This is a genomic window from Helicobacter saguini (assembly GCF_000762875.2).
GTDB lineage: Bacteria > Campylobacterota > Campylobacteria > Campylobacterales > Helicobacteraceae > Helicobacter_A > Helicobacter_A saguini.
Genome location: NZ_JRMP02000007.1, coordinates 79,657 through 93,665 on the forward strand (window position 1 = coordinate 79,657; position 14,009 = coordinate 93,665).

Annotated in this window: 15 protein-coding genes and 1 other RNA gene; 12 read left to right on the forward strand and 4 right to left on the reverse strand. The window is 36.1% G+C overall.

Annotated features, from left to right (window positions below):
* Positions 1-265 precede the first annotated feature (265 nt).
* Entirely contained in the window at positions 266-766 is a 501-nt protein-coding gene (luxS, locus tag LS64_RS05850; protein ID WP_034571312.1) for an S-ribosylhomocysteine lyase, read from the reverse strand.
* 83 nt (positions 767-849) lie between these two features.
* Here luxS and LS64_RS05855 point away from each other — a divergent pair, with 83 nt between their 5' ends.
* From LS64_RS05855 to tsf, 3 genes are all read left to right on the forward strand, one after another.
* Entirely contained in the window at positions 850-1,356 is a 507-nt protein-coding gene (locus tag LS64_RS05855) for a hypothetical protein (RefSeq protein ID WP_034571308.1), read from the forward strand.
* A 206-nt stretch (positions 1,357-1,562) separates the two neighbouring features.
* Positions 1,563-2,372 (forward strand): 30S ribosomal protein S2, encoded by an 810-nt coding sequence (gene rpsB / locus LS64_RS05860; protein ID WP_034571305.1) that lies wholly within the window; start codon positions 1,563-1,565, stop codon positions 2,370-2,372.
* A gap of 107 nt (positions 2,373-2,479) precedes the next feature.
* Positions 2,480-3,844 (forward strand): translation elongation factor Ts, encoded by a 1,365-nt coding sequence (tsf, locus tag LS64_RS05865; RefSeq protein ID WP_081948299.1) that lies wholly within the window; start codon positions 2,480-2,482, stop codon positions 3,842-3,844.
* 81 nt (positions 3,845-3,925) lie between these two features.
* Here tsf and LS64_RS05870 read toward each other — a convergent pair whose 3' ends face one another.
* The gene (locus LS64_RS05870) at positions 3,926-4,255 is read right to left on the reverse strand and encodes a hypothetical protein (RefSeq protein WP_202391488.1); all 330 of its coding nucleotides are present in this window, start codon (positions 4,253-4,255) and stop codon (positions 3,926-3,928) included.
* Entirely contained in the window at positions 4,248-5,072 is an 825-nt protein-coding gene (locus LS64_RS05875; protein ID WP_034571303.1) for a metal ABC transporter permease, read from the reverse strand. The genes LS64_RS05870 and LS64_RS05875 overlap by 8 nt, the downstream gene beginning before the upstream one ends.
* Positions 5,073-5,202: 130 nt before the next feature.
* Between LS64_RS05875 and LS64_RS12410 the strand changes: the two genes are divergently transcribed.
* From LS64_RS12410 to LS64_RS05915, 9 genes are all read left to right on the forward strand, one after another.
* Entirely contained in the window at positions 5,203-5,373 is a 171-nt protein-coding gene (locus LS64_RS12410; protein ID WP_160662222.1) for a hypothetical protein, read from the forward strand.
* A 266-nt stretch (positions 5,374-5,639) separates the two neighbouring features.
* A complete protein-coding gene (locus tag LS64_RS05880) occupies positions 5,640-7,829 on the forward strand; it encodes a phosphoethanolamine transferase family protein (protein ID WP_118949061.1) in 2,190 nt (729 codons plus the stop codon).
* An 83-nt stretch (positions 7,830-7,912) separates the two neighbouring features.
* Positions 7,913-8,485 (forward strand): hypothetical protein, encoded by a 573-nt coding sequence (locus tag LS64_RS12765; protein ID WP_034570405.1) that lies wholly within the window; start codon positions 7,913-7,915, stop codon positions 8,483-8,485.
* Positions 8,486-8,626: 141 nt separating this feature from the next.
* A complete protein-coding gene (locus LS64_RS05890; RefSeq protein ID WP_034570400.1) occupies positions 8,627-9,586 on the forward strand; it encodes a hypothetical protein in 960 nt (319 codons plus the stop codon).
* Between the two features lie 94 nt (positions 9,587-9,680).
* The gene (yajC, locus tag LS64_RS05895; RefSeq protein WP_034570397.1) at positions 9,681-9,998 is read left to right on the forward strand and encodes a preprotein translocase subunit YajC; all 318 of its coding nucleotides are present in this window, start codon (positions 9,681-9,683) and stop codon (positions 9,996-9,998) included.
* A gap of 249 nt (positions 9,999-10,247) precedes the next feature.
* Positions 10,248-10,614: a transfer-messenger RNA gene (ssrA, locus tag LS64_RS05900) on the forward strand.
* Positions 10,615-10,789: 175 nt separating this feature from the next.
* Entirely contained in the window at positions 10,790-11,254 is a 465-nt protein-coding gene (gene fur / locus LS64_RS05905) for a ferric iron uptake transcriptional regulator (RefSeq protein WP_034570393.1), read from the forward strand.
* A gap of 117 nt (positions 11,255-11,371) precedes the next feature.
* On the forward strand, positions 11,372-12,079 hold the full coding sequence (locus LS64_RS05910) for a hypothetical protein (RefSeq protein WP_034570391.1): 708 nt from the start codon (positions 11,372-11,374) through the stop codon (positions 12,077-12,079).
* A 163-nt stretch (positions 12,080-12,242) separates the two neighbouring features.
* Positions 12,243-12,698, forward strand: a complete 456-nt coding sequence (locus LS64_RS05915) for a DUF1104 domain-containing protein (RefSeq protein WP_052062347.1) — start codon at positions 12,243-12,245, stop codon at positions 12,696-12,698.
* A 16-nt stretch (positions 12,699-12,714) separates the two neighbouring features.
* Here LS64_RS05915 and ilvA read toward each other — a convergent pair whose 3' ends face one another.
* On the reverse strand, positions 12,715-13,950 hold the full coding sequence (gene ilvA / locus LS64_RS05920; RefSeq protein WP_034570389.1) for a threonine ammonia-lyase: 1,236 nt from the start codon (positions 13,948-13,950) through the stop codon (positions 12,715-12,717).
* Between the last annotated feature and the right edge of the window lie 59 nt (positions 13,951-14,009).

The following is a 14,009-nucleotide window of genomic DNA, read 5'->3' on the forward strand; positions in this document are numbered from 1 at the left end:
CTAATAAACCATTAGCAAATAAGCAAACATAAACAAGAAATACATCCTATTAAGACTATCATAGGAAAATAGTTGCATTTTATATTAAAGAGAATAAAAGAGCTGATTTTTTTAGTGTTAATTTATTAAATGATAAGGTATCTTCTTAAAATCCAAACGCTACCTTATTTTGATAGTGAATAGAATTTAGATTCTAAAAATGTTTTGACATTTATTTGTAATTGAAGTTAATTTTAGATTCTATGAGAATCTAAACGCTAAAAAGTTACACAAATTCTTTCAATAGCAGTTTTTGCGTATCCATAATGCCGATGCCTTTATCTAGCGTGTCAGCGGCGATTTTTTGCGCGTTTGCTAACGAGTGCATTTTAGCCGTGCCACATTGATAAATGTTTAGCTCAGGGATTTGGCTTTCACTCTTAAGGTGCAAAATATCGCGCATACTAGCCTCCCACGCATCCTTTACATCATACTCGCTAGGCTCGCCTATCACGCTCATATAAAAGCCCGTGCGGCAGCCCATCGGCGAAATGTCTATAATCTCAACGCTGCCATCCTTATTCAAATGCTCGCGCATAAATCCAGCAAACAAATGCTCTAGCGTGTGAATGCCCTTTTCATCCAAAATCTCGGCATTTGGCTTGCAAAATCGCAAGTCATAAACGCTGATTTTATCATTATTTGGCGTTTTCATCTTTTTTGCCAAACGCACCGCAGGGGCTGGCATAATCGTGTGATCCACTTTAAAACTATCAAGTAAAGGCATAATTTCTCCTTTTTTAATCATAAAATAAACGTGGATTATATCAAATTTATTGTAAAATAAGTGTTTATTTTTAAGGAGAAATTATGAGAGTTTGGTTGGCTTTGTTTGCGTGTGTGACGCTTTTTGCGGGCTGTGCGAAAAATGAGATAGTCCATGATAGCGAGGTGAAATGCGATAGTTACAAGACTTATGCGTCCGCTAGTTTTGAGGTGAGCGGCGATATGAGCGAGCTAGTGGAGAAAAGTGCCAAAAAGGCATTGACTAAAACCTGCTATAAAAAGGATGATAACGCCAAGCTAAATATGCGTGTGAAGGTAGATTCTAAGCAGAATTTGAATACGCAAGAGGGCTTTATAAAGGATAAAGTGGATAACACATTTAGCGTAAATATCGTGGTTATCGGGCAGTATCCAACTGATAGCGGTGGGCTTACGACTTTGACTAGTAAGCAAAATGCTACATTGAATCTTAAGGCTGCGCCCATTGCGGACATCGGTGATAAGGGCGAATTAAACGACAAGGAAGTCGCGCCATTTGTGGAAAAAAACGTTCAAGCCGCATTAAATAATTTGTATAAAGATGTGCCTTAAGATTCTATAAAAGATGTTTTTTAGAATCTTTTTCACATTTTTTATAGTATAATTACGCTTTTGTGAAATTCTTACGCGTCAATCCTGCTTTGGTTGCTTCTAGATTCTATAATTAGATTCTATGAAAAGTTATGAAATCTAGAAGTTAATGGACGCGGTGATTTAAACCAAATTCACAAATTATTTTATTTGTTAAGGAGAAAAATATGGTTACGATGAAAGATTTGCTTGAGTGTGGTGTGCATTTTGGGCATCAAACAAGGCGATGGAATCCAAAAATGAAAAAATTCATCTTTGGTGTGCGAAAAAACATTCACATTATCGACTTGCAAAAGACGCTGCGATACTTTCGCTACACCTACAATGTCGTGCGGGACGCTGCTGCGGAGGGCAAGGTCATAATGTTTGTTGGCACGAAAAAGCAGGCGAGTGCCACGCTAAAAGAATACGCTGAAAAAATCAATGCGCCCTATGTGAATTACCGCTGGTTAGGCGGAATGCTGACAAATTTCTCAACGATAAAAAAGTCGGTGAGACGCCTAGAAATCATAGAGGAGATGGAATCTAGCGGACAAATCGAGCTACTGACAAAAAAAGAGCGACTTATGCTAACGCGCAAAAAAGAGAAGTTGGAGAAATATCTAGGCGGTGTGCGGCATTTGAAAAAAATCCCTGATATGCTTTTTGTCGTGGATATTTTGAAAGAAAAAATCGCGGTTGGTGAAGCAAGACGTTTAGGCATTCCTGTGGTTGCGCCTTTGGATACGAACTGCGACCCGGACTTAATTGACTATCCTATTCCTGGGAATGATGATGCGATTCGCAGTATCCAGCTATTTTGCAAAGAGATTAGCGATGCGATAACTGAAGGGCGCGAGAGCAATGGCATTGAGGGCGAACAGAATGCGGTAAATGCGGATGATTTGGATACTCCGGTAAGCGAAGAGGAAAAAGAGGCTTTGCTAAGTGAGTTGCAAAAAGATGAACTAGCAAAAGAGTTTGAGAGCGCGGAGTAAAGAAAGATTCTATTATAGGGTTTAGATTCTAGATTCTATGTAATGGTTTAGATTCTAGAATAGGACACGTGTTAGATTCTATACATTAATATATAAGGAAAAAAATTATGAGAGATGATACAAAAAAAGCTTATGAAAATGCGAAAGATTCACTAAAAAACTTAGGTGAAAAGCTAAAAGATGAAGCAAAAGATTTAGGTGAAAAAATAAAAAACAAGGCTCAAGAATCTTATGAAGAAGCAAGTAAAAAAGCTAGCGAGCTAAAAGATTCAGCAAGTAAAAAATTTGATGAGTTTAAAGATTCTGCTAGTAAAAAAGCAGATGAATTGAAACAACAAGCAGGGCAGAAAGCAAAAGAATTGCAAGGAAACGCTCAAGAGATTTCAGCAAAACTTGTAAAAGAGCTGCGTGATAAGACTGATGCGGGCATTATGGAGTGCAAAAATGCGCTAAAAGAAACGCAGGGAAATATTGAAAAGGCGATTGAATATTTGCGTCAAAAGGGCTTAAGCAAGGCGGCGAAAAAGGCGGATAGGATTGCAGCTGAGGGCGTGATTGCCCTGAAAGTCGCACAAAATTTTGAGCGCGCCACACTTTTGGAAGTAAATAGCGAGACAGATTTTGTCGCCAAAAATGACGCATTTAACGAGCTTGTGGGTAACACTTTGAATCTTGCTTTTGAAAATAAGGTTACTTTTAGTAACGAAAATGGTGAAAATCCGCTATCAAATCTTAAGGTTAATAGCGAGACGTTTGAGGAATATCTAAAGCAAAAAATCGCCACAATCGGTGAAAATATCGTCATTCGCCGTGCTGCGACAATTTCGTGCCATGACAAGCAGATACTAAATGGCTACTTGCACCACAATAAAAAGGTCGGCGCTATCGTGCTTTTAAGCGTAAAAGATTCTAAAACCTTGCAAGATTCTAAGAAACGCGAGGCATTAAGCACGCTTGCAAAATACCTAAGTATGCAGGTTGCAAGTATGAAGCCGAAAGTAATAAGCTACAAGGAGTTGGCGAAAGAATTGATAGCAAAAGAGCGAACCGCCATTGCTGCCGAGCTTGAAAAGGAAAATGAGGAGCTAAAGCGACTTGGCAAGACGCTACATCGCATACCAGAGTTTGTAAGCCGCGCCGAGCTTACCCCTGAAGTAATCGCTAAAAAAGAAGCCGAGCTAAAAGAGAAACTAAAGGCTGATGGCAAGCCTGAAAAGATTTGGGATAAAATTTTGCCAGGGCAGCTTGAGCGTTTCATCCTTGATAATACGATACTAGACCAGCGACTTACGCTATTAGCCCAGCTTTACACCCTTGATGATAAAAAAAGTGTCGAGCAAGTGTTGAAAGATGAGAGTGCCAAAATCGGCGATACTATCGAAATCGTGCAGTTTATAAACTTTGAGCTAGGTGAGGGCATTGAGAAAAAAGTCGATAACTTCGCCGCAGAAGTCGCCGCCCAGATGAAATAGATTCTATAGAATCTATATCATATTGAGCGAGAACGAAATATCTACTTTTTTAGATTCTTAGAATCTAAATTCTTGTTGATTTTAAGGCAAATCGTGTGGGTTAGATTCTATATTTTCTTTATAATTTAGTGAATCTCTTTGCAAATTCTCCACCTTTTCTTGCAGGGCGTTTAGCTTTCTATCGCTCCCTGCGATGCCCCCTGCTGTGGTTAATAGGACGCTAAAGTTAAACGCGATAAAAAAAAGCGCTAAAAGCCCTATGATTACGCTAAATTTCAGGGCGTTTTTGGTGACTTTTTTTTGCGCGTTTAGCTCATTTTGCAAGGTTTGCAAATTAGATTCTAACGCATTGATTTTAGAATCTATTTTAACTTCTAAAAAGTCTAACTTTTCATTCAAATTATTATCCATATAATCTCCTTAAAACTAACTTTAAAAAAATAAAAACTCCCAAAAATACGATACTAACAAGCGTTATACTCGCCCCAACAGAAAAATTATAACTAAACGCAAAAAATAGCCCAAAAATCATAAAAATCCCACTCAAAATACCAGCAAAAATCATCTGTCCGCTCAAACTTTTCACAAACATATTCGCGATAAATGCAGGGATTGAGAGCATCGCAAGCACCAGCATAAGCCCAGAAATCTGCATACTAAGCACCACGCCGATAGCTATAAAGGCAAAAATTATATTCGAAATAAGGCTAACTTTTAACCCTTTTAACTTACAAAATTCATAATCATAACTCACATACAATATCTCTTTATAATAACAAATAGTAAAGAAAAGTAACAAAATATCAAACCCAAGTAAAATCGCAAGCAATTCATTATCCACGCTAAGCAGCGAGCCAAATAAATAAGATTCAATATCAGCATTAATGTTGCTTGACAAATTCATAAAAATCACGCCCAAAGCCATCCCAAACGCCCATAAAATCGCACTAAAAGTATCGATAGATTCGGCATATTTTTTTTTCACAATCGCAAGGACAAACGCCACAAAAATCGCGGACAAAGTCGCGCCAAGCAAAAGCGAAAAGCCATAAAAAAACGCCACACCAATGCCGCCATACGCGCTATGTGCTACGCCGCCGCCTAAAAAAACGATTTTATTTGAGACCAAAAGCGAGCCTACAATGCCGCTAATCACGGCGATTAAGCCTATGCCAAGCAAGGCATTTTGCAAAAAAATGTTTTCAAAAATTGCGTCTAAAAAGGACATTTTAAGGCTTTCTGCTAATTTAGATTCTAAAATTTTACAATAGATTCTAAAAGTTTCACATTTGCAATCTAGTTAAAATCTTGCAAATTTGCTATAATTTTGCCTTTTTAAATTGACTTAAGGAGAAGTAATGATAGATTCTAAGCTTACTTTAAAGGCTTTTTTTTGCGTTAATAAAGGGATAATTTTGCATAATTTCCCCCTTAAAACTTTCGCTTACGCCCTTGTTACTTGCGTGTTTTTACAAGCCTTTTTTATGGATTATAACTATCTAGCAAATAATACGGGGGGGGGGGGGTAAATCACTCTAATAATAATCAAATCGCTACAAATTACCCTAGCAACGCCAAGCTTCGCAATAATCAACCAAAATACACCATAGAAAATCAACTTAATAACAATCAGCCAAAAGACCTAGCAAACAGCAAAAGCAAAGATTTTGCCGACTATAACATTGACACTTTTAGTAATTTACAGCTTGTAGATTCTAAGATTTTCCGTTTTGCTCCGCGATTTATTTTTGTAAATTTTGCCTTTATTTTTTGCGTATTTTTTATCGCCCATTATTTGCTTTATTTTTGTAAAGATTCTAAGATTTATAGAATCTGCGTAAATACGCTATGTGGCGGACTTTATTTTTTTATTTTTATATTCACTTTTGTGGATATTTTTTTGATTATTAATTTTTTTGCGCCTTTAAATGCGACTTTTTTTGATACATTTTTGACGACAAATGTAAATGAAACAAAAGAATTTCTAAGTATGTATTTAGATTCTAAGACTTTGAAAGCCCTAAGTTTCTTTATAGTTTTTTCTTTTTTGTTTTTGTTTATTCCTTTTGGTCGCACTAATAACGTTAATTTGCAAAAAGATTCTATAGATTCTAATTTGTCATTGCGAGATTTTCCGCAAGGAAAATCGTGGCAATCTATGCAAGATTCTATAGAATTTAAAAATTTATCTACGAAAAATGATAATTTTATAGAATCTAAAAATACAAATTCTAAAGATTCTACAAAATTTGTAGATTGCCACGAAATTTCTAATGAAATTTCTCGCAATGACAAAAAGCAGATTCTAAACCGCCCTATTATTAAGATTCTATCCGCCCTATTTTTCATTATTTCCACATTTTTTCTAGTGATAAATTCTTATAAACACAAGGATTTTTTAGAATCTAAAAATGTGCTTTATCGCTACTTTAGCATTTTTACCCACGCTTTTAAGGTTGAAAATGAGTTTGTGACTCAATTTAAAATGTTACAAAAAGAAATGAATAATTTTCTAGATTCACAAAAAAGTTACAAAATTACACCAAATTCTCGCTTACCGCAAAATGTCGTGCTAATTATCGGCGAAAGCACACAGCGAAATTATCTAAGTCTTTATAACTTTTCACTACCCACAAATCCGTTGTTGCAAAGCCTTGTAGATTCTAAAAATCTATTTATTTTTAGCGATGTGATTTCGCCGCACTCGCATACTAATCCTGCTTTAACAAAGGTTTTAACCTTTCAAAACTACGAGAATGCCGATACTGCGTGGTATAATCAGCACAATATTATTGATGTGTTAAAGGGGGCTAATTTTAAAACTTTTTGGCTTACAAATCAAGAGATTATTTCTATTTTTGGGAGTGTGGCTGAGGTTATTTCGCGTCTAAGTGATGTGTATGTGCCAGCTATGATTGCAGATTCATTTACTGCTGGAAGTAAGCCAGATGAGGTTCTTTTGCCACTTTTAGATAGACAATTACAAATATTAATGAGTAAAAATGAAACAGATTCTAAAAATAGCGTTACGAATCTAAACATAGAATCTAATAAAACAAACGCAGATGTTTCGCTAACGCTCAACATGACGGATAAAACGTTCAACATGACAGACAAAACGTTCAACATGAAAGATAAAATGGATTCTAAAAAAGATTCTATCCTATCGCCCAGCCACCGCCCTTTTAGCAAGATAGAATCTAACTTTTTTGTTTTGCATTTAATGGGGACACACGGAGCTTATGAACATCGCTATCCACGCAATTTTGAGTTTTTTAATAATGCAAATTTCCCAACCCTAAATAAGCAAAACGAAAATAAAGCCAAAGTAAAAGCCCATTATGCAAACGCCGTGCTTTACAATGATTTTGTCGTGGCTGAGATTATCAAACGTTTTGAAAATACTGAATCTATCGTGATTTATTTGAGCGATCACGGCGATGAGGTCTATGATTTCCGCGACTTTGCCGGGCACGATGAAATAGGAAGACCTAGTCGCTTTATGGTTGAGATTCCATTTATGATTTATCTAAGCGATAAGGCAAAGGCAAGCTTTCCGCATTTAGAATCTAAGATTAAAAACGCCCAAAATAAGCCTTTTATGAGTGATGATTTTATCCACGCCCTGCTTGATTTGCTTGATATAAATACGCCTGATTTGGATTTAAAACGTTCGCTTTTTTCGAGTGAATTTAATGAAAATCGCAAACGAATTTATGCAAACAAAGATTATGACAAAGATTTAAAAAAACAAAAGTGCCTATATTGCGATACATTGAGTGGAGATTCTAAGATTTGGCTACATCGCGTTGATGAGATACAAAAGCTAGTTGATTTTTTCCCATTTTATCAAAATTTTGAGATTGATGTGCATTTTTTGTATAAAAGTCATGTTGAGCAAAGCGAAACATCTAATATAGAATCTAAAGAAAACGTTGATGATTACGAGAGAGAGAGAGAGAGACGGGGCGGCAAGATTCTATAGAATCTAAACTATCAACTTCGCCATTTAAAAACGCGCGCGGATACTTTGATGTTGGACATGATGGCATTCCACATAGCATAAATTTGGATTTAGATTCTATGTTGGCGACTTTGCAGGATTTAAGCAAAAATCATAAAGTTATTGCGAACGAAGTGTGGCAATCCACGCAAAAAGATTCTATAAAAAATCATAAAATTTGGCTTGATTTTAAAAATCTTAGTGCGGAAAATGCCCTTGATGCGTTAAATGAGCTAGAAAGATTGTGTGAAAAATATGACTATCCGCGTCAAAATTTTATTATAGAATCTAGCGAATTTGAAAGCCTAAAACCCTTTAAAAACGCAAAATTTTACACAAGCTACTATGTGCCCTATTTTCCTTTGGACGAGTTAGAATCTAAAAGAGATTCTATAAAAACGCACTTAGAAAATGTGATAAAAAGCGGCAATGTAAATGCGTTGAGTTTTGCGTATTATCTTTATGAATTTATGGAATCTTTAGGGCTAAATATCGACTTTCCTGCCATTGATTTTCTTACGTGGAACGAAGCCCAAAATAAAGCCAAAAATTTAGAAATAGACGCCTTCCAAAACCCACAAGTAAAAGTAATCCTAGCCGGGGAAAAACCACTATATAGACCACAACCTTACAGATAATCTAGCGTTTAAGATTCCATTAATATATAATTTTGTATTAAAATTGTCTAAAAGCAAAATTCTAAAAATCCTGTGATAAAGTTTTAATTTTTGGAATCTAGTTTTATAATTTAGTTTATACATGAAGGTAAGGGAAACTTAATGAGATTTTTTATATTTTTAATGTGTTTTGTGCTTTTAGATTCTATAAAAGCAAATGAAATTAAGCAAGGTGTGCAAAAATGTATTAATATGTTAGAAATTGCTAAAGATTCTAACATGGAATCTAGTAGCAAAAATGATTTCATAAAAAAATTTGTAACAAAAGATTACAACGACAACTCTAAAGCAAATTTAGATTCTATCAAATTATGCTTGGAGAATGCCACAAATACGTCTTTTTCAAAAGAGAATTTGCTGATTTTAAACGAAGATTCTATGGATAGAATAGAGCGACTTTGTGGTGAAAAACCAACAGGATTTAACGAATATGAATATTGCCTTAAAAGAGCCAAAGGAGGCGAATGTAAAGACCCTACAATAAAAAATAACGTTAGAGATTACAATGAATGCATCAATAATGCAGCAAGCCATGTTTATAACTACAATACGACATATTATGACAACGAACACAAAATAAAGCAAGAAAATATAGCAAAAAGTTATACTTTGAGTGATTTATATATAAATTTTGCTAAAGATAATTGTCTCGTGATTAATGATTTTAGGGCTAGTATTTATGGATTTGATAAGCAAAACTTTGAAAATGTGCTAGATTCTATGGACATAATTAATTCTAGTAAGTTCGAAAGCTGGAGCAAACCACTTTTTAAATATGTAGAGAAAGGCAAGATGAATGTGAATGAGAGCCAAGATTATACGTGTCCCATGGGACGTGGTGGATTTAACATAAATTACATAATTTTTAAGAACAATGGAATGGCTAAGAATTTACAAAATGCAGATTCCATAAAGCTAACATACCACTCAAACACAAGCCATTGCAGTATGGATGCAGGTATTAATACGACTTATTTTGTCAAGTCTTTTAGTGATAAGGATAGAATCTATATCCTAGAGCTAATGCTAACAAATGGGTGGAATGGCTGGTGCCGAGGGTAGATTCTAAATTTAAATGCAAATTTAGGCGTAGGATTTATTAAAAAAATATTTATTATGATAGAATCTAAGTTTAAATTTTTTGTAGGAGTGGAAAATGGAGAGCAATCCTATTATTTCGTTTTTGCCTTTGGTGGTGCTTATTTTGGTGTTTTATTTTTTGGTGTTTCGTCCGCAGCAGCAGCAGCGAAAGCGACATAGCGAAATGGTGCAAAGCCTAAAAAGAGGCGATAAAATCGTGACAAATGGTGGCTTTGTGTGCGAGGTAGTAAAGCAAGAAGATAAGTTTATAACCGTGTTGCTTGGCGATAATCAGGTGCGTTTGTCAAAGGATTATGTGGGCTATAAAATCGATGATATAAATGATAGTGAAGAGGTAGAATCTAAAGATGAGGGTAAAAAAGATTCTAAATAACATTTTAAAAACCACAAAAATTTGCCTAATTTTGTGACTTTAAATTCCCATACAAATGCACTTGCTAAAAAGTTAAAAGTTGAGTTTGTATGAAATTTTATAAACCCCAAAGTGTCTTTGTAAATATAAAATCTAGATTCTAACTAATCCAAACAAAAACACAATTTTTGGAATAATTTGTGCTAAAAACTTAAAAAATCGTGTATAATACCGATTGTTTTTTTAGTTCTTTTATTTCTTTTTATTTTTGGGGCTGTTTTGGCTTTCGACAGGAATTTTATAGCGATGTAAGCATACCAGCTGATACCTGCAACTATCAACAAACAATAAACGCAAACAACGCGAATTACGCTCCAGCTTACGCAAAAGTAGCGTAAGCTTAACCTCCTTTGGAGCCGGATTTTAAGATTTTTGCTAGGAGATTTTAGAATCTGTAATTTAATCTAGCTGCTTAAGTGCCTTTGTCTAGTGGCGCTTAAAAAGATTTTAGGCTTTAAATTTAGCTATTTTGGGAGTTTTAAGGCTAGATTTGAAATCATAAAACTTTCCTAAGTATGTAGAAAGCATTGTGTGGTAGAGTTTTTGGACTGGGGTTCAAGTCCCCACAGCTCCACCAAGTTTTTTCTTTTTTTTGCAAATAATCGTTAAAATCTTCTAAAATGTTACTTTTCAATTATTATTTTTACAAATATTTTGAGAAAATTAGACAAATTTCGCATTTTATTTGCTATAATTCTATTTACTAAATGGTATTAGTTTTTATTTTGAAATTTACAAAAGGAGTTTTGACTATGGAAAAGACTATCACGAAGCGGCTTGAGACACTTGATTCTATCCTTGATAGGTTGCGTAGCAGCATTAAGAAAAATGGCTTGAAAAACTCAAAGCAGCGAGAGGAAATTATCGGCGTGCTGTATAAAAGTGGCACGCACTTAAGCCCTGAAGAGATTGCAAATCAGCTGCGACAAAAGGACAAAAATACGAGCATTTCATCGGTTTATCGCATTCTTAGTTTCCTTGAAAAAGAGCATTTTATCACGGCGTTGGAAGCCGATAAAACGGGCAAACGTTATGAAATCGCGGCGAAAGCCCACCACGACCACATTATTTGTCTTAATTGCGGGACGATTATTGAGTTTGTCGATAGCGATATTGAGCGGCTACAGATTGATATTGCCGAGAAGTTTAATACGCAGCTAATTAGCCATGATATGCGACTTTTTGTGCTTTGTAGTAAGTGTAAGGATAAGCAGTAATTTGAGATTTAGTTCTAGATTCTGTAACTTTATCGCGGTTGTGATACTATGGATTTTATAACTTTTTGCGTTTTAATATAGAATCTAGATTCCAAATTTCCTAACTTTTTTAACAAAATGTTTGATAAATATTTTAATACACTCACACTTTATATCCTGAAAAAATCGCCGTTTGAACGCATTGTGATTTTTTGCGTATTTGCCCTTACGATTTATGTGCTGTGTGCTATTTTGTGGAGTGAGAGCCAAAGGGAGCGCGATATTTCTAGCATACATTTTGCGGGTTTAGATTCTAATATCGAGCTAAATAAAATCGCGACTTTGGCGAAAAAATATGATATAAAAACCAAGTGTTTGCGGCTATTTTGCGATGATAACGAGATAGATTCTAAGTTTAAGGGCTGGGCTAAAAGTGCGGATTTTAGGACAGGTTCTATAGAATCTAGCGATACAAAGATAAAATCCATCACAAAATTTATGCACTTTTCGTGTCATAGCCTGAAATGTTTTGAGTTTGTGCGTGAAATGGAGAGCCTGCCGCTTGTCTTTATCGATGAAATCACGGGCTTTAATGTGCTGCTTTTGCATGTGCGCGATTTTGAAAGTGGTGCAGATTCTATAGAATCTAGTCCGCGGCAGCTGCAAGATTCTAAGGATGAAAAGCATGAAATTTTGGGCTTTTTGTTTGATAATAACGAAGATTTGCACGATGAAAAAGCCGAAGAAAAAGAGCTAGAAAAGCTAGATTCTAACGCCCTGCCAATTAAGTGGCGACAGGACATTAAACTACGCTTTACAATTGAATCTGTGGATGAAATTATTTAATATAACTTTTATGCTTGAATTACTTTCGCATTAAATTTCAAAATTAAAAAGCACATTTTGTTTTAATTGTATTGCACACAAATAAGATTTTTATAATAATATTTCAAAAAAAATACATTTTTATTATAAAATACATTTTCATTTCAATTTTAGGAGTTTCATTATGAAAAAATTTCTTTTGGTAAGTGCGGTGTGTGCGGGGCTTTGCGGCATTTTGATGGCAGAAGATTACAGCAAAAAGAGCAATGATGAGCTAGTCAAACTGCATGGGAGCGTGAAAAATGCCAGCGATGCAGCGGATTTGAAGATTGAAATTAAAAAGCGCATTGACAAAATGGATGAGAAAGTGCGAAAGGATTTTATCGACAAGCTAAAGGCAAGCTATGAAAAAAACACGGAAAATATGAGTGTAAAGGAGTTTCGCGCGTATGAAAGTAGTGTGAAAAAAGAGCTAAAGGCAAAAATGGAAAAGCTAGGAATTAAGCATCCTGAAGGGCATCATCACGGCGGTGGGAAAGATTCTATAAAAGGGCATTCTTGTGGTGAAAACTGCGAGTGCGGACACGGAAAAGAATCTAAAGAAGATTCTAAGAAAAATAAAAAAGATTCTAAAAAATAATAATTGTCTATAGAATCTACATCACCATCTCAAAAATATAGCCATTTTCAAATAGAATCTTTTGGATAGAATCTTTATGTTCGCGTCCTTTGATTTCTAAAGCGAGTTCGACCACAGCGTCACCATAAGCGATTTTCGCACCCACACGCGAGTAGTTGATAAACACGATATTTGCGCCCTGCCGCGTTAGAATCTCAGTCAATCTCTGCAGGCTTCCAGGCTTATCAATCAGCGTCACTTGAAACTTCATTTTTCTATCACTTTTTAGCAAACCCTTCTCAATAATCGTGTTTAGCATCGTCACATCGATATTCCCACCGCTCAAAATCGCGCCCACCTTAGAATCACACCCAAACTCAAACTTCTTATGAATAATCGCCGCCACAGCCGCCGCCCCAGCGCCCTCCACAACCAGCTTTTGATTTTCTAGCAAAAATAAAATCGCACTAGCAATCTCGTCATCATCGACCTCCACGATAGAATCTACCCCAGCCATCACGCACTCAAGCATATCGCTACTCACATCACGCACCGCAATCCCATCGGCAATCGTGCGAACACTTTTTGCGTTATGCACGCGTTTCTCATAAAAGCTAGTTCGCATCGCATTCGCCCCACTCGCATTCACACCGATGATTTTGACCTGCGGCTGCAGCGCTTTATACGCACTTGCAATGCCGCTAATTAGCCCGCCACCGCCGATAGGCACGACCACAAAGTCAAGCGGCTGCTCTTTAATCATCTCAAGGGCGATACTGCCCTGCCCAGCGATTACATCGCTATCGGCAAATGGGTGTATGAAGGACAAGTTTTTTTCTTTTGCAAGCTGCAGCGCGTATTCGCATGCTTCATCGTAGTTGTTACCTTTTAGCACGACCTCTGCGCCCAAAGCCCTTGTGCCAGAGACTTTCAAAAGCGGCGTTGCCTCAGGCATTACAATCACAGCTTTTACGCCAAAATGCTTGGCGGAATAAGCCACGCCTTGTGCGTGATTACCAGCACTTGCGCAAATTACGCCGCTGCTTAGAATCTGCGTGCCGTTTTTGTCGTCGCTCTCTTTTAGTTTTGCTAGTTTGTTAAATGCGCCGCGTATCTTAAAAGCGCCTGTGAGCTGCAAGTTTTCTTTTTTTAAATACACATTTGTGGCTGCTAATTTGCTAAGCCTTGGGGCGAAAGCTAGCGGATTTTTGGCTATCACATTTTCTAGCCTACTTGCTGCTTGCTTGATTTCATTTAGGGGGATTAGTTTCATTTTTATGCCTTTGTAGATTCTATATTTTAGAATCTAGATTCTAAAAAAGCGTAATTTTA